17 protein-coding genes are annotated in these 18360 nt (G+C 72.7%); 8 read left to right on the forward strand and 9 right to left on the reverse strand.

Annotated elements, in window-relative coordinates:
* Window positions 1-25 precede the first annotated feature (25 nt).
* From ACFZP7_RS19290 to folE, 5 genes are all read left to right on the forward strand, one after another.
* The gene (locus ACFZP7_RS19290) at window positions 26-1153 is read left to right on the forward strand and encodes a zinc-dependent metalloprotease (RefSeq protein WP_125773366.1); all 1128 of its coding nucleotides are present in this window, start codon (window positions 26-28) and stop codon (window positions 1151-1153) included.
* Window positions 1154-1344: 191 nt separating this feature from the next.
* Window positions 1345-2391 carry a tRNA lysidine(34) synthetase TilS gene (tilS, locus tag ACFZP7_RS19295; RefSeq protein ID WP_019329872.1) on the forward strand — a complete coding sequence of 349 codons (1047 nt, stop codon included), beginning with the start codon at window positions 1345-1347 and terminating at the stop codon, window positions 2389-2391.
* Window positions 2392-2465: 74 nt separating this feature from the next.
* Window positions 2466-3026, forward strand: a complete 561-nt coding sequence (gene hpt / locus ACFZP7_RS19300) for a hypoxanthine phosphoribosyltransferase (RefSeq protein WP_019329873.1) — start codon at window positions 2466-2468, stop codon at window positions 3024-3026.
* Window positions 3027-3221: 195 nt separating this feature from the next.
* A complete protein-coding gene (gene ftsH, locus ACFZP7_RS19305) occupies window positions 3222-5261 on the forward strand; it encodes an ATP-dependent zinc metalloprotease FtsH (RefSeq protein WP_029394335.1) in 2040 nt (679 codons plus the stop codon).
* Between the two features lie 122 nt (window positions 5262-5383).
* Entirely contained in the window at window positions 5384-5989 is a 606-nt protein-coding gene (gene folE / locus ACFZP7_RS19310) for a GTP cyclohydrolase I FolE (protein ID WP_019329875.1), read from the forward strand.
* 50 nt (window positions 5990-6039) lie between these two features.
* Here folE and ACFZP7_RS19315 read toward each other — a convergent pair whose 3' ends face one another.
* From ACFZP7_RS19315 to ACFZP7_RS19340, 6 genes are all read right to left on the reverse strand, one after another.
* Window positions 6040-6528: a DUF3180 domain-containing protein gene (locus tag ACFZP7_RS19315; RefSeq protein ID WP_019329876.1), complete on the reverse strand. Its 489-nt coding sequence runs from the start codon at window positions 6526-6528 to the stop codon at window positions 6040-6042.
* 61 nt (window positions 6529-6589) lie between these two features.
* Window positions 6590-7201, reverse strand: a complete 612-nt coding sequence (gene folK / locus ACFZP7_RS19320) for a 2-amino-4-hydroxy-6-hydroxymethyldihydropteridine diphosphokinase (RefSeq protein WP_019329877.1) — start codon at window positions 7199-7201, stop codon at window positions 6590-6592.
* Complete coding sequence (gene folB, locus ACFZP7_RS19325) at window positions 7198-7557, reverse strand: dihydroneopterin aldolase (protein WP_011028954.1); 360 nt, start codon at window positions 7555-7557, stop codon at window positions 7198-7200. The genes folK and folB overlap by 4 nt, the downstream gene beginning before the upstream one ends.
* A 236-nt stretch (window positions 7558-7793) precedes the next feature.
* Window positions 7794-8297 carry a nuclear transport factor 2 family protein gene (locus ACFZP7_RS19330; protein WP_019329878.1) on the reverse strand — a complete coding sequence of 168 codons (504 nt, stop codon included), beginning with the start codon at window positions 8295-8297 and terminating at the stop codon, window positions 7794-7796.
* Window positions 8294-9154, reverse strand: coding sequence for a dihydropteroate synthase (folP, locus tag ACFZP7_RS19335; protein WP_019329879.1), 861 nt, complete (start codon window positions 9152-9154; stop codon window positions 8294-8296). Before folP ends, ACFZP7_RS19330 begins: the two co-directional genes overlap by 4 nt.
* A gap of 476 nt (window positions 9155-9630) precedes the next feature.
* Window positions 9631-11436: a phosphatidylglycerol lysyltransferase domain-containing protein gene (locus ACFZP7_RS19340; protein ID WP_385634957.1), complete on the reverse strand. Its 1806-nt coding sequence runs from the start codon at window positions 11434-11436 to the stop codon at window positions 9631-9633.
* Window positions 11437-11605: 169 nt separating this feature from the next.
* Between ACFZP7_RS19340 and ACFZP7_RS19345 the strand changes: the two genes are divergently transcribed.
* Both ACFZP7_RS19345 and ACFZP7_RS19350 read left to right on the forward strand, forming a co-directional pair.
* Window positions 11606-12730, forward strand: coding sequence for an alpha/beta hydrolase (locus tag ACFZP7_RS19345; protein ID WP_385634959.1), 1125 nt, complete (start codon window positions 11606-11608; stop codon window positions 12728-12730).
* Window positions 12731-12859: 129 nt separating this feature from the next.
* The gene (locus ACFZP7_RS19350) at window positions 12860-14080 is read left to right on the forward strand and encodes a hypothetical protein (protein ID WP_385634961.1); all 1221 of its coding nucleotides are present in this window, start codon (window positions 12860-12862) and stop codon (window positions 14078-14080) included.
* Window positions 14081-14101: 21 nt separating this feature from the next.
* Here the strand turns inward: ACFZP7_RS19350 and ACFZP7_RS19355 are convergent, their stop codons facing one another.
* A complete protein-coding gene (locus ACFZP7_RS19355; RefSeq protein ID WP_385634963.1) occupies window positions 14102-15514 on the reverse strand; it encodes a PH domain-containing protein in 1413 nt (470 codons plus the stop codon).
* A complete protein-coding gene (locus tag ACFZP7_RS19360; RefSeq protein WP_385634965.1) occupies window positions 15511-16032 on the reverse strand; it encodes a PH domain-containing protein in 522 nt (173 codons plus the stop codon). The genes ACFZP7_RS19355 and ACFZP7_RS19360 overlap by 4 nt, the downstream gene beginning before the upstream one ends.
* Window positions 16033-16063: 31 nt before the next feature.
* Between ACFZP7_RS19360 and ACFZP7_RS19365 the strand changes: the two genes are divergently transcribed.
* Window positions 16064-17215: an NADH-quinone oxidoreductase subunit D gene (locus tag ACFZP7_RS19365; RefSeq protein ID WP_030978912.1), complete on the forward strand. Its 1152-nt coding sequence runs from the start codon at window positions 16064-16066 to the stop codon at window positions 17213-17215.
* Here ACFZP7_RS19365 and ACFZP7_RS19370 read toward each other — a convergent pair.
* Window positions 17180-18262 (reverse strand): SAM-dependent methyltransferase, encoded by a 1083-nt coding sequence (locus ACFZP7_RS19370; protein WP_385634968.1) that lies wholly within the window; start codon window positions 18260-18262, stop codon window positions 17180-17182. The two genes, ACFZP7_RS19365 and ACFZP7_RS19370, sit on opposite strands and share 36 nt — an antisense overlap.
* Window positions 18263-18360 lie beyond the last annotated feature (98 nt).

Genomic DNA, 18360 nt, shown 5'->3' on the forward strand with positions numbered 1-18360 from the left:
GGCAGCGCTCACGTACGGTTGAGGAATGACGAGCATCGGCGCATCTTCCGGCATGGTCGACTGGAATCTCGCGGTGGCCACCGCGACCCGGCTCGTACGGCCGGGCCCCGAGGTGAGCCGCGACGAGGCCAGGGCCGTCGTCGCGGAACTCCGCCGCCACGCCAAGTCCTCGGAGGAGCACGTCCGCGGCTTCACCCGCCTGGCCACCGAGGAGACCCACGACACCCCCGTCCTCGTCGTCGACCGCCCCGGCTGGGTCCGGGCGAACGTCGCCGGCTTCCGGGAGATCCTCAAGCCGCTGCTGGAGAAGATGGAGGAGCGCCGCGGCGGCGGCGCGGGCAACGCGGTCCTCGGCGCCGTCGGCGGCAAGGTCACCGGCGTGGAGCTGGGCATGCTGCTGTCGTTCCTGTCCTCCCGGGTCCTCGGCCAGTACGAGACCTTCGCTCCGGCCACCCGCGAGCTGCCCGCAGGCGCCCACGGCGGCGGCCGGCTCCTCCTCGTCGCGCCGAACATCGTGCACGTCGAGCGCGAACTCGACGTCGACCCCCACGACTTCCGCCTCTGGGTGTGCCTGCACGAGGAGACGCACCGCACCCAGTTCACGGCCGTGCCCTGGCTGCGCGACCACCTGGAGGGCGAGATCCAGTCGTTCCTCGCGGAGACCGACGTCGACCCCATGACCGTGCTGGAGCGGGTCCGCGAGGCCGCCCAGACCCTCGCCGGGGGACGCCCCGAGGGCGAGGAGGACGACGGCGGCCGGTCGCTGGTCGAGCTGGTGCAGACCCCGGCCCAGCGCGAGGTCCTCGGCCGGCTCACCGCCGTGATGTCGCTCCTGGAGGGGCACGCCGACTTCGTGATGGACGGCGTCGGGCCGTCCGTCGTGCCGAGCGTCGGGGAGATCCGCGAGAAGTTCCAGCAGCGCCGCGCCAAGGGCGCCTCCCGCCTCGATCTGGCGCTGCGCAAGCTGCTCGGCCTGGACGCCAAGCTGCGCCAGTACCGGGACGGCGAGCGCTTCGTGCGGGCCGTCGTCGAGGAGTGCGGCATGGACGGCTTCAACCGCGTCTGGACCTCGCCCAACACCCTCCCGACCAAGTCGGAGATCTCCAAACCGGCGGACTGGATCGCGCGGGTGCACCGCAAGACGGAGTCGTGAGCCCCGCGGATCGGGCGTGAACGAATCCGGCCGACGGCAGTCGAACGCCCCTCCAATCACCCGTCCGAGGGACCGTGGGCCCTCGACAGGCGTGCGATGCTCGGGGAACGGCCCGCTTCTGTCACCATCTACACACTCTGCGTGACCGAACTCGGGCTCACCCCCCGACAACTTCATGAAGGGCACCGGACATGGGTCCCCATCCTGCGGTCGCGGCGATACGCCTGGCGGTCCGCCGCGTCCTCCACGACATCCTCACCGAACTGAACACCACGGCCGGCGTTCCCGCCGCGACGGCCGCCGAGCGCCTGCCCGAGCGCCCGCCCGCGCCGCTCGTGCTGGTGGCCTGCTCCGGCGGCGCCGACTCCATGGCGCTCGCCTCCGCCCTCGCCTTCGAGGCCCCCCGCCTCGGCATCCGGGCCGGCGGCGTCACCGTCGACCACGGCCTGCAGAGCGGCTCCGACCTGCGCGCCGAAGAGGTCGTCCTGCGCCTGCGCGAACTCGGCCTGGACCCCGTCGAGGCCACCGCCGTGACCGTCGGCCGCGAAGGCGGGCCCGAAGCCGCCGCCCGCGACGCGCGCTACGCCGCGCTGGACGCCGCCGCCGCCCGGCACGGGGCCGCCGCCGTCCTGCTCGGCCACACCCGCGACGACCAGGCCGAGACCGTCCTGCTGGGCCTCGCCCGCGGCTCCGGCATCCGCTCCCTGTCGGGCATGGCCGCGGTCTCGGGGGCCGGCGGCCGTTACCGGCGGCCTTTCCTCCAGGTCGACCGGCAGACCGCCCGCAAGGCCTGCATGGTCCAGTCCCTGCCCGTCTGGGACGACCCGCACAACGCCGACCCCGCCTACACCCGCTCCCGGCTGCGCCACGAGGGCCTGCCCGCCCTGGAGAAGGCGCTCGGCAAGGGCGTAGTCGAAGCCCTCGCCCGTACGGCCCAGCTCTCCCGGGACGACGCCGACGCCCTCGACACCTGGGCCCGCCAGGCCGAGGCCGGCGTCCGTGACGCCTCCGGCGTACTGGAGTGCGCCAAGCTCTACGCCCTGCCGCCCGCCGTACGCCGCCGCATCCTGCGCCGTGCCGCCATCGAGGCCGGTGCTCCCGCGGGCGCGTTGTTCGCCCGCCACATCGAGGAAGTCGACCGGCTGATCACCGGCTGGCGCGGTCAGGGGGCCATCAACCTCCCCGGCAAAGTCGTCGCCCGGCGCCAGGGTGGCAGACTGGTGATTCGGCAAGGCTGAATCCGGACCCTCCCACCGATCCGCGCACGGATCGCCGGGGCGCTCCGGAGTGGCCGGTGGGACGACCGAAAGTGATGCGGGTGGACGCGAACGACATGGGTGCCGACCTCGAGAAGGTACTCATCACCAAGGAAGAGATCGACGCGAAGCTGGCCGAGCTGGCCGCGAAGATCGACGCGGAGTACGCGGGCAAGGACCTGCTCATCGTCGGCGTGCTCAAGGGCGCCGTGATGGTCATGGCCGACCTGGCGCGCACGCTGTCCACCCCCGTCACGATGGACTGGATGGCGGTGTCCTCGTACGGCGCGGGCACCCAGTCCTCCGGCGTGGTGCGGATCCTCAAGGACCTCGACACCGACATCAAGGGCAAGCACGTCCTGATCGTCGAGGACATCATCGACTCCGGCCTGACCCTGTCCTGGCTGATCTCCAACCTCGGCTCGCGCGAGCCCGCCTCCCTCAAGGTGTGCACGCTGCTGCGCAAGCCCGACGCCGCGAAGGTCGCCATCGACGTGGAGTGGGTCGGTTTCGACATCCCCAACGAGTTCGTCGTCGGCTACGGCCTCGACTACGCCGAGAAGTACCGCAACCTGCCGTTCGTCGGTACGCTCGCGCCCCACGTCTACGGCGGCTGACACGGCCCCGTAGCGCGCTCCGCGGCGTTTCGGGGGACGGCCGGGAACCCCGGAGGCCCCCGCGCCGTTGGAGCATGCAGACGTGACGTCAGCGGTCCCGTGCGGCTGGAGGCCGCCCCGCTGGGGTACCGTCAGAAGAACTGTCTTATCAAACTCACTATGGCAGGAGGGACGGGGCGCCACCGCTCCGTGTGGATGGACGTGAAGCGATACTTCCGTGGGCCAATCATGTGGATCGTGCTGGCCGTCCTTGCCGTGGTCGTGTTGATGCAGGTCGTCGGCTCGTCCGGCGGCTACAAGACGGTGGACACGGGCCAGGTCGTCCAGGCGATCAACGAGAACAGGGTCGAGTCGGCCAAGCTGACCACCGGCGACGAGCAGAAGATCCAGGTTCAGCTCAAGGACGGCCAGAAGGTCGAGGGCAGCTCGAAGATCCAGGCGAGCTACATCGGCGACCAGGGCGAGACCCTCGCCGGCACCCTGCAGAACAAGTACCAGGACAAGCAGATCCCCGACGGCTACACCGTGTCGCCGTCGAAGCAGAACCCGTTCGTCGGGATCCTGCTCTCGCTGCTGCCGTTCGTCCTGATCGTGGTCGTCTTCCTGTTCCTGATGAATCAGATGCAGGGCGGCGGCTCCCGGGTCATGAACTTCGGCAAGTCCAAGGCGAAGCTCATCACCAAGGACACCCCGAAGACGACGTTCTCGGACGTCGCCGGTTCGGACGAGGCCGTCGAGGAGCTCCACGAGATCAAGGAGTTCCTCCAGGAGCCGGCCAAGTTCCAGGCCGTCGGCGCCAAGATCCCCAAGGGTGTGCTGCTGTACGGCCCGCCCGGTACCGGCAAGACGCTGCTCGCGCGCGCCGTCGCGGGCGAGGCGGGCGTGCCGTTCTACTCGATCTCCGGTTCCGACTTCGTCGAGATGTTCGTCGGTGTCGGTGCCTCCCGAGTCCGTGACCTGTTCGAGCAGGCCAAGGCGAACGCCCCGGCGATCGTCTTCGTCGACGAGATCGACGCGGTCGGCCGCCACCGCGGCGCCGGCCTCGGCGGCGGTCACGACGAGCGCGAGCAGACCCTGAACCAGCTCCTCGTCGAGATGGACGGCTTCGACGTCAAGGGCGGCGTGATCCTCATCGCCGCGACGAACCGGCCCGACATCCTCGACCCGGCGCTGCTGCGCCCCGGCCGCTTCGACCGCCAGATCGCCGTCGACCGCCCGGACATGCAGGGCCGGCTGGAGATCCTCAAGGTCCACCAGAAGGGCAAGCCGGTCGCCCCGGACGTCGACCTCTCGGCCGTCGCCCGCCGTACGCCCGGCATGACCGGTGCCGATCTCGCCAACGTGCTGAACGAGGCCGCCCTGCTGACGGCCCGCAGCGACCAGAAGCTGATCGACAACCACATGCTGGACGAGGCGATCGACCGTGTGGTCGCGGGCCCGCAGAAGCGGACCCGGATCATGTCGGACAAGGAGAAGAAGATCACCGCGTACCACGAGGGCGGTCACGCCCTGGTCGCGGCGGCCTCACCGAACTCCGACCCGGTCCACAAGATCACCATCCTGTCCCGCGGGCGCGCCCTCGGCTACACGATGGTGCTCCCGGACGAGGACAAGTACTCGACCACGCGCAACGAGATGCTCGACCAGCTCGCCTACATGCTGGGCGGGCGCGCGGCCGAGGAGCTGGTCTTCCACGACCCGACGACCGGTGCCGCCAACGACATCGAGAAGGCCACCGGCCTGGCCCGCGCGATGGTCACGCAGTACGGCATGACCGAGCGCCTCGGCGCCATCAAGTTCGGCGGCGACAACACCGAGCCCTTCCTCGGCCGTGAGATGGCCCACCAGCGCGACTACTCGGAAGAGGTCGCCGCGCTGGTCGACGAGGAGGTCAAGAAGCTCATCGAGACGGCGCACAACGAGGCCTGGGAGATCCTGGTCGAGAACCGCGACGTCCTCGACAACCTCGTCCTCGCGCTGCTGGAGAAGGAGACGCTGGGCAAGGAGGAGATCGCGGAGATCTTCTCGCAGATCGTCAAGCGTCCCTCCCGGCCCGCCTGGACCGGCTCCTCGCGCCGCACGCCGTCGACCCGTCCGCCGGTGCTCTCCCCCAAGGAGCTGGCCCTGACGAACGGAGCCAACGGCGCCACGGCGGCGATCTCCACCGCCAAGAGCACTACGGCGGAGCCCGCCCCGGCCCCGGAGCGGGCCCCGGAGGACCGTCCGGAGAGCTGATCCGGCCCTCCCTGCGGCCCCACCAGGGCCGGAATGCATGCCGCGCCCCCCAGGTTCTAGCCTTGGGGGGCGCGGCATTCCCGTATGCCGACCGCAGTAGAGGATCAGGAACGAGGCACCAGATGACCGACCCCGTGACGCTGGACGGCGAGGGCCAGATCGGCGAGTTCGACGAGAAGCGGGCCGAGAACGCCGTACGCGAACTGCTGATCGCGGTCGGCGAGGACCCGGACCGCGAAGGGCTGAAGGAGACGCCGGCACGGGTGGCGCGGGCGTACAAGGAGATATTCGCGGGGCTGTGGCAGCAGCCCGAGGACGTGCTGACGACGACGTTCGACCTCGGGCACGACGAGATGGTGCTGGTGAAGGACATCGAGGTGTTCAGCACCTGCGAGCACCACCTCGTCCCGTTCCGCGGGGTCGCGCACGTCGGTTACATCCCGTCGAACAACGGCAAGATCACCGGGCTGTCCAAGCTGGCCCGTCTGGTGGACGTCTACGCCCGCCGCCCGCAGGTGCAGGAACGTCTCACCACGCAGATCGCCGACTCGCTGATGGAGATCCTCGAGCCGAGGGGCGTGATCGTCGTGGTGGAGTGCGAGCACATGTGCATGTCGATGCGCGGCATCCGCAAGCCCGGCGCGAAGACCATCACCTCGGCGGTGCGGGGGCAGCTGCGCGACCTCGCCACGCGCAACGAGGCGATGAGCCTGATCATGGCTCGCTGACACCGGCTCGGCTTGCCCGGAGTCGCGGGCGGCGGTGTGCGCGGGGCGCCTCAGGCCGCCGCGGCCGTGCCCGGGTGGTCGTCGTCCTCGTCCTCCGGGAGGCGGCAGACGCGCTCCAGGAAGAGGGCGGCCGCTATCACGCCGATGCCCGCCACGACCGAGAAGCCGGCGTAGACGGCCTGATCGCGGCGGGCCGGGACGTCGAGATATTCGAGCAGGAAGACGCCGGTGCCGCCGTACATCCCGGCGACCAGGGCGGCCACCAGGGCACTGGCCTGGCCGAAGACGACCGCGCGGGCCGCCATCATCGGGTCGACGCCCTTGGCGCCCGGCACCCGCTCCCGCTGGGCCTTCAGACGGGCCCGCAGCGAGAGCGCGGTGGCCAGCAGGATCACCGCGATCAGCGCGAGGACGACGGGGGCGGCCAGGGGGACGCTCGGCAGGCTCCCGACCGAGTTCCACAGGCGGGCGCCCGCCCAGGACAGGATTCCGGCGACGAAGAACACACCGGCCAGCACCCTGATGCGCAGCTCTTTCACGGTGTCCCGGTGTCCCTTCGGTTCCCCAGCGTGGTCGTCCTGACCTCGTCGACCTTAACGACTACTCGGGCAGCCTGAGTTCCAGGTCGGCGCGGGGCGCGACGCCGTCACGGGTGACGGCCTCCAGGAGACCGGCGACCGGGCCGTGCCCGGGCAGCTGGGCGTCGGGGTCCACGTCGTGCCAGGGGGCGAGGACGAAGGCGCGCTCGTGGGCCCGCGGATGCGGGAGGGTGAGGTGCGGGTCGTCGGAGACGACGTCCGCGTAGGCGACGATGTCGACGTCCAGGGTGCGCGGGCCCCAGCGCTCGTCGCGGACGCGGTGGAACGCCTCCTCGACCGCGTGCGCCCGCTCCAGCAGGGAGGACGGGGGCAGGGTGGTCTTGAGGATCACGACCGCGTTGAAGTACGAGGGCTGGCTGTCCGGGGCCACGCCCCAGGGCTCCGTCTCGTAGACCGGCGAGACCCCTTTGACGCGGACGCCCGGGGTGTCCTCCAGGGCGTCGATGGCGCCCTGGAGGGTCTCCAGCCGGTTGCCGAGGTTGGCGCCGAGGGCGACCACGGCGCGCTTGGGGTTGGACAGCGTGGTGTCGGCCGCGTCCACCTGCTCGATGACCGAGGCGGGCACCGGCTGTACGGTCGGGTCGCTGGGACCCTCGGCGAAGGGGACGCTCATACACGGCTCCGGATGATGGTGACGGTCACGTCGTCGAAGGGGACGGTGATCGGCGCGTCCGGCTTGTGGACGCAGACCTCGACCTCCTCGACCCCTTCGTGCTTCAGACAGACCTGGGCGATGCGCTCGGCGAGCGTCTCGACGAGGTTGACGGGCTCACCCTCGACGACGGCCACGACCTCCTCGGCGACGATGCCGTAGTGCACGGTCTTCGCCAGGTCGTCGTCGGCCGCGGCCGGCCGGGTGTCCAGGCCCAGGACGATGTCCACGAGGAAGGTCTGGCCGTCCTCGCGCTCCTTGGGGAACACACCGTGGTGCCCGCGGGCCTTCAGGCCGCGCAGCGCGACACGATCCACGCGAATCACTCCTGCAGTCGTCGGTCTCGGCCGGCCGCGCCGCGTGCGGGCGGAACGGCGGCCTCAGTCGAATCTACCCGTGGACACCGACAGCGCCGGGCCACGGGGTGTGCGGCGGCGGGCGGGCACCGGGAGGTTTCATCCAGCGTTTGCCCTGGCGGCCCCGGTCGATCACGGCTCGGTAGCCGCCCCTACCCGGCGGTCCGTGATTCCAACCACTTCTTGGTTCGGGCGGGTCAGGGGGTGGGGTCCTCGCCCTCCTCGCCCTCGGTCTCGGCGAGCACCGGTGAGGCGTGGTGCGACCAGAGTTTCCAGCCGGAGGGCGTGCGCCGGTACGTGTTGGTGGCGACGACGAGCTGGCCGACGAGCGGGCCCAGCTCGTCGTCGCCCTCGGGGGCGGGGCCGCCGCTGAGGATGTTCTCGGTGCAGGTCACCAGGGCGGTGTCGCCGGTCACGGAGATGTGCACGTCGGTGAGGAAGAACTGGATGTAGTCGGTGTTCGCCATGATCAGGGCGTAGGAGCGCAGGACCTCGCCGCGGCCGGTGAGGACCGGCCAGCCGGGGTGCACACAGGAGACGACGCCGACGTCGGCCGGGTCGTGGTACGACTCGTCGACGCCCAGGTCGGAGGGGGTGAGCCAGAACTCGGAGACCTTCTCGAAGTCACCCTGCTCCACCGCCTCGTAGAAGGCGGTGTTGGCCGCCTCCACCTGCTCGACGTCGGTGTGCGGGGCGTTCACCGGGCTCCTTCGACGGCGCGGGCGACCCGTACGGCGTCGGCGGTGGCGCGGACCTCGTGCACGCGTACGGCCCATGCGCCGGCGTGCGCGGCGAGGGCGGAGACGGCGGCGGTGGCCGCGTCGCGCTCCCGGGCGGGGGGCGGGGTGGCGTCGGGGCCGGCGAGGACCCGGCCGAGGAAGCGCTTGCGGGAGGCGGCGACGAGGAGGGGGTGGCCGAGGGCGTGCAGACGGTCGAGGTGGGCGAGGAGGACGAGGTCGTGCTCGGCGTCCTTGGAGAAGCCGAGGCCGGGGTCGACGACGATGCGCTCGGGGGAGACGCCGCCCGCCAGGACGGCCTCCACGCGCGCGTGGAGTTCGTCGACGACCTCGGTGACGACGTCGGTGTAGGTGCCCTTGACGTTGCCGCCCTCCAGGAGGCCGCGCCAGTGCATGACGACGAAGGGGGCGCCGGCGTCGGCGACGACGGGGATCATGCGGGGGTCGGCGAGGCCGCCGCTGACGTCGTTGACCAGGGCGGCGCCGGCGGCGAGGGCCTGTTCGGCGACGGAGGCGCGCATGGTGTCGACGGAGATGGTGACGCCCTCGGAGGCCAGTCCGCGCACGACGGGGACGACGCGGCGCAGCTCCTCGTCCTCGTCGACGCGGGTCGCGCCGGGGCGGGTGGACTCGCCGCCGACGTCCACGAGGTCGGCGCCTTCGGCCACCAGGTCGAGGCCGTGCTTGATGGCGGCCGTGGTGTCGAAGAAGCGGCCGCCGTCGGAGAAGGAGTCGGGGGTCACGTTCACGACCCCCATGACCGCGCAGCGGTCCCATGCGGTCAGTCCCGCGAGGTGGCGGCGGGCGGTCTGCTTGCTCATGTGTTCAGCGTAGGCCCATGGGCGGGGATGTCTGCGGGTGCCTCCGGCGGTGGTGCGGGGATGCTTGCGGCGGCCTGTGCGGGTGTGTGGGTGGGGTGCCTGCGGCGGCCTGTGCGGGTTCGGGGTGGGGGTGCCTGCGGCGCCGGTGCGGGTTCGGTGGGGGTGCGCGTAGCGCGTTCGGTTGTCTGGGGGGCGGGGCCGCGCCGGGGGGTGTCCGTCCTCGGAACGGCGCGGAATCGGTCGGCCACAGATCTGAACGGCGCGGACGCGCCAACCGCTGCGGGCGGACACCCCCCGACACGTCCCCTTCCCGCCGTACGCGGCTACCCCGCCATGCCACCTGAGCTGCGGGCAGTCGTGCCGCTGGGGCGGCACGGGTGGGCGCAGCGGCACCCCGTCGGCGCCGGGCTGCGCACCCACCCCCGCGCCCGCACCCGCGCCGGGCGCGAAGCAGGTGCCGGGCGGGGAGCCCGCCGCTACGCCGCTCTCGCCCCCCGCTCCGACACCCCGTGCGCGCACGGTCGCCGTGCCGGTGCCCCCCGGCGCAGGAAGCGCGGGAGCGTCAGCGTGACGAAGCCCTCGGCCTGCATCGCGGCGAAGCCGATGCGGGGCAGGTCCGCCGAGGCGCGGTAGACGACGAAGCGCGGTTCCCAGCGGGGACGGAACTTGGCGTTGAACTTGTACAGCGACTCGATCTGGAACCAGCGGGAGAGGAACACCAGCAGCCCCCGCCAGACACGGAGCACCGGGCCCGCCCCGATCTTCTCGCCGCGCGCCAGCGCCGCGCGGAACATCGCGAAGTTCAGGGACACGCGGGCGATGCCCAGCCGCGGCGCGGCCTGGAGCGCGGCCACGATCAGGAGTTCGTTCATGCCGGGGTCGGCCGCGCGGTCGCGGCGCATCAGGTCGAGGGACACCCCGTCGGTGCCCCACGGCACGAAGTGCAGGATCGCCTTGAGGTCGCCGAACTCGCCGGGTTCGGGGTCCTGCTTGTGGGCCGTCGCTATCAGGCAGTCCCCGTCGGAAGGGTCGCCGATGCGGCCCAGGGCCATGGAGAAGCCGCGCTCGGTGTCCGTGCCGCGCCACGCGTCGGCGGCGCGGCGGACCCGGTCCAGTTCCGCGTCGGAGAGGTCAGCCACGCGCCGTACGCGGGTCTCGTAACCGGCGCGCTCGATGCGCTTGACCATCTGGCGCACGTTGCGCATCGCGCGGCCGGCCAGGGAGAAATCCGCTACGTCCACCACCGCCTCGTCGCCGAGTTCGAGGGCGTCGAGCCCGGTCTCGCGGGTCCAGACCTCGCCGCCGGTCTCGGAGCAGCCCATGACGGCCGGGGTCCAGGAGTGGGCGCGGGCCTCGTCCATGAAGCGTTCGATGGCGCCCGGCCACGCCTCCACGTCACCGATCGGGTCCCCGCTGGCCAGCATCACGCCGGAGACGACGCGGTAGGTGACGGCGGCCTTGCCGCTGGGGGAGAAGACGACGGCCTTGTCGCGGCGGAGTGCGAAGTGGCCGAGGGAGTCCCGGCCGCCGTGCCGGGCGAGCAGGGCGCGCAGCCGGGTCTCGTCGTCCTCGGTGAGACGGGCCGCCGGGTGCTCGGGGCGGAAGGCCAGGTAGACGGTGGTGACGGCGGTCAGCAGGCCGAGGGCGCCGAGGGAGAAGGCGACCGTCCAGGAGGTGTTGCCGCGGTAGTCGACCGGGCCCTCGACGCCGAAGAGGCCGTACAGGACGTGTGTGATGCGGTCGGCCAGGCTCGGATCGCCGATCATGCGGTGCGGGTGGGCGTTGACCACCAGCAGTCCGAGGGTGAGGGAGCCGGCGGACATGAGGACGAAGTTGGCCAGCGCCCGCCAGCGGCTGCGCGGGTCGGGGAGCGCCGCGAACTGGTCGCGGTGGCGCAGGAGCGGCGCGAGCAGGGCGAGGGAGATGACTACGCCGAGCAGGGAGTGGCGGTAGGAGAACTGGGCGACGGCGCCGAGGGGGAGCAGGGCCACGGCCGCTCGCCAGGCCCGGCGCTTGCGGCGCTTGAGGCCGTGGGCGAGCAGGAGGAGCAGGACGCCGGCGCTGAGGGAGAGGGCCGCGGCGAAGGGGCCGAAGGAGCCGGGGAGCACCTCGGCGAGGGCGTGCATGCGGCTGTGCCGGAAGCGGGGGAAGACGCCGGCGGCGATGTCGAGCAGGCCCACGAGTGCGCAGGCCCGGCCGACGAGGAGGGGGACGTTCTCCGGACGGGGGCCGCGCAGTACGCGTCGTAGGCCGCTGTGCTTGGCCGGAACCTCGCCCGACATTTCCTCATCTGTCCTGACAGACATCGCACCTGTGGTTCTGCGAGAGATCGTGGATCCGGGCCCGTTCCGGGCATCCGGCGATATTGCGCCCTCTAGGACGGTGTCTCAGGTGGAGAGGTTCACTCCGCCTGTCGAAAGCCTCACGGAAAGCGCGGGCAGGTAGCAACGCATGGGTCTCACGAGCGACAAGGTGCTGGCGCTGGCGGTTCTGTCCGGCGTGCTGCTGTTCGCCGGCACGGTGTGGCTGTGGCCGCGGCTGGGGCGGCGGAGCGTGCGCGCCGTGCTGGGGAGGGTGGGGCTGCTGTTGGCCACCCAGGTGGCGGTGTTCGCGGCGGTGGGACTCGCCGCCAACCAGGCCTTCGGGTTCTACGGCAGCTGGGCCGACCTGTTCGGGCGGGAGGACGGCCAGGGGGTCGTCGTGGACCACTCCGCCGGTGGCGGGGGCCCGTTGAAGGTCGTCGGCGAGCGGCGGGTGACGCCGGCGGGCGCGGGGCGGCCGGAGGTCGCCGGGCGGGTGCAGGAGATCCAGGTCGTCGGCCGTACGACGCGGATAGCGTCACCCGCGTACGTCTATCTGCCGCCCGAGTACTTCCAGGCGGCGCACCGCGCCCGTACGTTTCCCGCGGCCGTCGTGCTGACGGGTTATCCGGGGACCGCCTCGGCGCTGGTGGACAAGCTCCGCTATCCGCGTACGGCGCACGATCTGGCCGGGGCGGGACGGATGCGGCCGATGATCCTGGTGATGCTCCGGCCGACGGTGGCGCCGCCGCGCGACACGGAGTGCGTGGACGTGCCGGGCGGTCCGCAGACGGAGTCCTTCTTCGCCAAGGACCTTCCGGAAGCGGTGAGTTCCCACTATCGCGTGAAGAAGGGGAGGGGCAGCTGGGGCGTGGTGGGCAATTCCACCGGTGGCTACTGCGCGCTGAAGCTCGCCATGCATCATCCCGAGGTGTTCGGAGCGGGTGCCGGGCTGTCCGCGTACTACGACGCGCCCACCGATCCCACCACGGGTGATCTCTTCCAGGGGGACGCGGAGACGGAAAACCGGGCCAGCCTGTGGTGGTGCCTCAAGAACCTTCCCGCGCCTGACACTTCGCTGCTGGTCAGCAGCAGCAAGTCCGGTGAGACGAACTACCGGGACACGGTGAAGTTCATCGATCTGGTGAAGGAACGCGAGCCGACCCGGATCTCGTCGATCATCCTGGAAAGCGGCGGTCACAACTTCAATACCTGGCGGCGGGAGATCCCGGCGACGCTGGAGTGGCTGAGCGGGCGGATCGGCGGGCGGTCCTGAAATGATCTTGAGGTAATTCGGCCGTCGGCGGCCTTGTGGAATGCCGGTGGAGTGTGAACACCTCGGAGACGGCTGTGTTTTTGCGGGGCGGGGCGCCATGAAACGCCTACGCGCGGTAAGTTTCTGGCCATGCCACGTGGACGTCACCGCCATTCCCCGCCCCTGCACAGGCTGCTTCCTCCGTCGGCGATCGCAGGCGTCTCCGTCGTCTGCGCCCTCGGGCCCTGGGTGTTCAGCGAAGCGACGGTCCTGCGCGCACTGGCCGCGGCCGCCGCGGTGACGGCCGTCGTCGGCGCGGTCGTCATGCGCCACTGGGACGCGCAGGCGGGCAAGCGCGTCGCGGACCTGACGCGCGCCCGGGCGAGCGACGAATGGCGCTACGAGGAACGGGTCGCCGAACTGGAGTCCGACCTGGAGGAGTCGCGCGAGCTGCGCCAGAAGCTGGAGCACCGGCTGCGGGCCAAGCGCACCGAACTGGCCGGGCTGCGCAACGAACACGCCGCCCTGCTGCGGCGCTACGCCACGGCCGAGACCGAGCGGGCCAGCGCGCTGGAGGGACGCCGGCTGCTGGAGATCGAGGCCGTGCCGCAGACGCCCGCGCTGCCCGCCGCCCGGCCCGCCCCGGCGCAGGAGACGCCCGCCGCGGACCCGCCGGCCGAGGAGGCGCCGGTCGAGGAGACCGCGGACGGGGGCACCGAGAGCGTTCCCGCCGTGTTCTCTGCCGAGGGCTCCCGTCTGTTCCTGCGGGCCGACGCGGCGCTGGCGCGCCTGGCCGGGGACGCGTCCACCCGTGACGCCCGCTCCGGCGAGCGCGACTCCGGTGACGGCGGCGGTGACGACGGGAACGGCGGCGGCGAGCGGGCCGCCGAGGCCGAGAGCGTCCCGGACGGCGGCGCCGCGCGGGAGGACGAGGCGCAGGGGAAGCCCGAGGCGGCCGACGGGCACGGGCACACCGCCGCCGCCTCCCCGACGGACCGGCCCGACGAGGGGCCCGCGCAGCCCACCAGGCCCACCGGACAGGGCACCGGTCACTTCACGGTGCCGCCCGCGGTGGCCGTCGTACCGTCGGCCCCGGCGCGGCGCCCCGCGGTCGAGGGCGGCTTCGACTTCTTCGGCACCAAGAACGACCAGGAGGACTCCTCGCCGTTCCAGGCCCTGGAGACCGTCCAGAACGAGGACCTCGCCGACGTGGTCGGCCAGGAGGCCCTCGCCCTGCACAAGGCGGAGGAGGAAGCCGCCTTCAAGCAGGCCGGCGCGGAGTCCGAGGGCGTCAGCCAGGTCATCGACCTGACGGCCCACGACGAGACGGAGCAGATCGACGTGCAGGGCCTGCGCAGCGCCGTGTCCTGACCGCGCGGACCGGGGGAGCGCTCAGGCCATCCAGCGGTCCGGCAGGGCGTCCCGGCGGCCGGTCCGGGAGCGCTCCGCCTGGGCCCGCAGCAGCCCGGCCGCCTCGTCGGCGTCGCGCAGGCGCGCGGTCACCGTCTTGTTCGCCCCCGTGTCCACCCGTACGTCGGCCAGCCGCAGCGCCCGCTGCCACGGCCCCTGGGTGCGGCGGACGCTCTGCACCTTGGCGTGCGGCACCAGGGCCAGGCTGCGGCGCAGCAGCCCGTACCGGGCGGCGAAGACCGTGTCGGTGACGGCGAGCCCGTACCCCCGCCACCACAGCGGCCGGCACCGTGCGGCCCGGCGCGGCGGGCGGGACAGCGCCGGGCCCGCCGGCACGGTCACCCCGGGCAGCACCCGCGCCACGACCGACTCCGCGATCTCGCGCGGGGCGACCGGGAGCAGCACGGAGTTCGACGACCCGGCCACGTCCAGCTCCACCCGCACCCAGCCCCGGCGCCGCCACAGCAGCGGTTCCACGATCCGCACGGTCTGCACCCGGCCCGGCGGCACCGTCTCGTGCGCCCGGTCCAGCAGCCCGTGGTCGAGGCGGAGCCCGTCCGGGGACTCGGCCACTGTCCAGTCGTACTCCCCGACGAACCGGCCCGCGCTGCTCGCGCCCGCGGCGCCCAGCAGGGGCAGGGCGGTCGCCAGGACCGTCCACAGGTTGTGGGTGGCGAGCCACAGCAGGGTGGGTACGAGGACGGCGGCGATCAGCGTGCCCCAGGTCGCGCCGGTCAGCAGCAGGGAGACGGCCAGCACGCCCGGCGGTACGCGCAGCAGGTGCCGGGAGGGCGCCTCGCCGACCTCGTGCGCGGTCTCCGGGGCGAGGCCGGCCGCGCGGGCGAGCAGTTCGGCCCGCAGCGCCCGGGCGTCGTCGGCGCCCAGGAAGGCCAGCTCGTCCTTCTTGCCGGTGCCTATGACGTCGAGTTTGAGCTTGGCGACCCCCGCGACGCGGGCGAGCAGGGGCTGGGTGACGTCGATCGCCTGGACGCGTTCGAGCCGGATGTGGGCGGTGCGGCGGAACAGCAGCCCGGTCCGGATGCGCAGCTCGGTGTCGGTCACTGCGTAGTGGGTGAACCACCAGGTCAAGAAGCCGTACAGGGCGGCGGCCGGGATCAGTACGGCGAGGCCGATCAGCAGGTGGGTGGTGGTCAGCCGGGACAGCTGGCGCTGCGCCTGGTCGGGATCGTGCACGGCCCAGCCCACCAGCACCGCCACCGGCGCCCACGCCCGCCGCAGGGGTGTGATCGGGTGCAGCCGGCGCTCGACGACTCCGTCCGCGGGGCGCGGGCCGGGCCCGTCGGTCCCGGTGGCCGCCGGAGCCGTGCCGGGCGCCTGCGGTCCGGGGGCCGGGGCGCCGCCCCGGGCCGTCTCGTCCTTCCCGGGCGTCGTCACAGCCCCGCCGATCGGGCCTCGCCCAGCTCGGTGAGCCGGTCGCGCAGCCGTTCCGCCTCCGCCGGGTCGAGGCCCGGGATGGTCGCGTCGGTCGCGGCGGCGGCCGTGTGCAGCTGGACGCTGGCCAGGCCGAAGTGCCGTTCGACCGGACCGGACGTCACCTCGACCAGCTGCATGCGCCCGTACGGGACGACGGTCTCCTCCCGCCACAGCACGCCCCGGCTGATCAGCAGGTCGTCGGCGCGCTCGGCGTACCGCCAGGAACGCCAGTTGCGTTCCAGCATCACCCAGCCCCACACCGCCAGGCCCAGGGGCGGCAGCGCGAGCAACGCCCAGGCCGGCCCCAGGAACAGACCGGGCAGCAGGCCCGCGGCGAGCGCGAGCAGCCCCAGCCACACCACCAGCAGCAGGCGCCGCATGCGCAGCAGTCCCGGTGGCAGGCCGGACCACACCGGCTCCGCGCGCGCCGCTTCCGTCGCCCCCGCCGTGCCCGTGTCGTCCGGGCTCCCCGTCTCCATGGGGCCAGCGTACGTAGGGGAGACTGTGTCCATGACTCCTACGACGGAGACCATGGTCGGCATCGGCGGCGCCGCGGAGAGCACCGACATGGTGCTCAACATCGGGCCGCAGCACCCGTCCACGCACGGCGTGCTGCGTCTGCGGCTCGTCCTGGACGGCGAACGCATCGTCCGCGCGGAGCCCGTGATCGGCTACATGCACCGCGGCGCGGAGAAGCTGTTCGAGGCCCGCGACTACCGCCAGATCATCGTGCTCGCCAACCGCCACGACTGGCTGTCGGCCTTCTCCAACGAGCTGGGCGTGGTCCTCGCCGTGGAGCGCATGCTCGGCATGGAGGTCCCCACGCGCGCGGTGTGGACGCGCACGCTGCTCGCCGAGCTGAACCGGGTGCTCAACCACCTGATGTTCCTCGGGTCGTACCCGCTGGAGCTGGGCGGCATCACCCCGGTCTTCTACGCCTTCCGGGAGCGCGAGGTCCTCCAGAACGTCATGGAGGAGGTCTCCGGCGGGCGCATGCACTACATGTTCAACCGCGTCGGCGGCCTCAAGGAAGACCTGCCGGCGGGCTGGACCGCACGCGCGCGCGGTGCCGTCGCCGCCGTGCGCTCCCGCATGGACGTCTTCGACGAGCTGGTGCTCGGCAACGAGATCTTCCGGGGCCGCACGCGCGGGGTGGGCGCCCTGAGCCCCGAGGCCGTGCACGCCTACGGCGTCAGCGGCCCGATCGCCCGCGCCTCCGGCGTCGACTTCGACCTGCGCCGCGACGAGCCGTACCTGGCCTACGGCGAACTCCAGGAGACCCTGAAGGTCGTCACCCGCACCGACGGCGACTGCCTGGCCCGCTTCGAATGCCTGCTGGAGCAGACGCACAACGCCCTCGACCTCGCCGACGCCTGCCTGGACCGCCTGGCCGAGCTGGCGCCCGGCCCGGTCAACCAGCGGCTTCCGAAGGTGCTGAAGGCGCCCGAGGGCCACACCTACGCCTGGACCGAGAACCCGCTCGGCATCAACGGCTACTACCTCGTCAGCAAGGGCGAGAAGACGCCGTACCGGCTGAAGCTGCGGTCCGCCTCGTACAACAACATCCAGGCGCTGACCGAGCTGCTGCCCGGGACGCTGGTCGCGGACATGGTGGCGATCCTCGGGTCACTGTTCTTCGTGGTCGGGGACATCGACAAGTAGCGCGCCGGCGTCCACCGCGCCCACCGGCTGGAGCAGCCACAGGAAGTCGCCGAGACCGCCCGCCGCGGTCAGTTCGGCGGCCTCGGAGGCGCTCGCCAGGGCGCGCACGTACGCCGCCGGGTCGGTGGAGGCCAGCGTGAGCGGGGGGCGTACGCCGGTGAGGCCGAGGGCGTGCAGGGCCGCCCGCTGGGGGCGCAGCAGCGCGTCCGGGGGCGTGTGCACCGGAGCACGACTCCCGGCGGACGCGCACGCGTCCAGTGCCACGTGCGCGGTGATGTCGCAGGACCCGTCCGGCACCGGCGGCGTCTCACGGCCCTCCCGGAAGCCGGTGAGCGTCCCGAACGGCGGGCGGGCGCCGAGGGTGTGCGCGTAGTCGGCGGCCACGGCGAGCCCCGCGTCCAGCGTCGCGACGGCGGACGCCCAGGCGGTGTCGCGGGGCAGCCCGATCTCCGCCCGCAGCCCTTCCTCGCCGCCGAGCGGCCACCACCGGGCCAGCCACTCGGCCTCCGCGCCGGACACCGGCTCCCCGAGCCGTTCGGACCCGTCGTCCCGGACGAGCACCCGCCTGGCCAGGCCCGCGGCGTCCACCTCGGCCACGTCCACCGGCACGTTGTCCAGCCACTCGTTGGCGAACAGCAGCCCCGTCACCCCGGCCGGCGGCTCGGCCAGCCACTCGATCCGGTGGTCCAGCCCCGCCGGGCGCCCGGCCACCTCGACGGCGTACGCGCGGGTCCGGGCGGCCACGTCGGCGGGCAGCGCCGCCAGCACCCCGGTGACCAGCTCGCCGCGGCCGGCCGCCATGTCCACGAAGGCCAGCGACGCGGGCCGCCCCAGCGCCTCGTCGAGACGGCACAGCAGCCGCGCCACCGCCCCGGCGAACAACGGCGACGCGTGCACCGACGTCCGGAAATGCCCGGCCGGTCCCTCGGGCCGGGCGCGGTAGAAACCGGCCGGCCCGTAGAGCGCTTCCTCGGTCGCCTCCCGCCAGCCCCGCCAGCCCTCATGCGCCTCGCGAGCCCCTTCGGCACCGCTTGTCCCTGCTGTCACAGACCCAGGCTAGGGGCACAGGGGAACGGAGCCTCCACCTTGCGGAGTATGCGCGGGCGCTGCGGATCGGCCCTTCGGTTGACCCCTGCACCTATCGC

The sequence above is a fragment of the Streptomyces sp. SudanB5_2050 genome (assembly GCF_964272335.1).
Classification (GTDB): domain Bacteria; phylum Actinomycetota; class Actinomycetes; order Streptomycetales; family Streptomycetaceae; genus Streptomyces; species Streptomyces rochei.

Excerpts from the sequence above, each read along its gene's own strand:
- ACFZP7_RS19290 (WP_125773366.1), top strand. The coding sequence starts at position 26 with ATGACGAGCATCGGCGCATCTTCCGGCATGGTCGACTGGAATCTCGCG.
- tilS (WP_019329872.1), top strand. The coding sequence starts at position 1,345 with ATGGGTCCCCATCCTGCGGTCGCGGCGATACGCCTGGCGGTCCGCCGC.
- hpt (WP_019329873.1), top strand. The coding sequence starts at position 2,466 with ATGCGGGTGGACGCGAACGACATGGGTGCCGACCTCGAGAAGGTACTC.
- ftsH (WP_029394335.1), top strand. The coding sequence starts at position 3,222 with ATGGACGTGAAGCGATACTTCCGTGGGCCAATCATGTGGATCGTGCTG.
- folE (WP_019329875.1), top strand. The coding sequence starts at position 5,384 with ATGACCGACCCCGTGACGCTGGACGGCGAGGGCCAGATCGGCGAGTTC.
- folK (WP_019329877.1), bottom strand. The coding sequence starts at position 7,201 with ATGAGCGTCCCCTTCGCCGAGGGTCCCAGCGACCCGACCGTACAGCCG.
- folP (WP_019329879.1), bottom strand. The coding sequence starts at position 9,154 with ATGAGCAAGCAGACCGCCCGCCGCCACCTCGCGGGACTGACCGCATGG.
- ACFZP7_RS19340 (WP_385634957.1), bottom strand. The coding sequence starts at position 11,436 with ATGTCGGGCGAGGTTCCGGCCAAGCACAGCGGCCTACGACGCGTACTG.
- ACFZP7_RS19345 (WP_385634959.1), top strand. The coding sequence starts at position 11,606 with ATGGGTCTCACGAGCGACAAGGTGCTGGCGCTGGCGGTTCTGTCCGGC.
- ACFZP7_RS19350 (WP_385634961.1), top strand. The coding sequence starts at position 12,860 with ATGCCACGTGGACGTCACCGCCATTCCCCGCCCCTGCACAGGCTGCTT.
- ACFZP7_RS19360 (WP_385634965.1), bottom strand. The coding sequence starts at position 16,032 with ATGGAGACGGGGAGCCCGGACGACACGGGCACGGCGGGGGCGACGGAA.
- ACFZP7_RS19365 (WP_030978912.1), top strand. The coding sequence starts at position 16,064 with ATGACTCCTACGACGGAGACCATGGTCGGCATCGGCGGCGCCGCGGAG.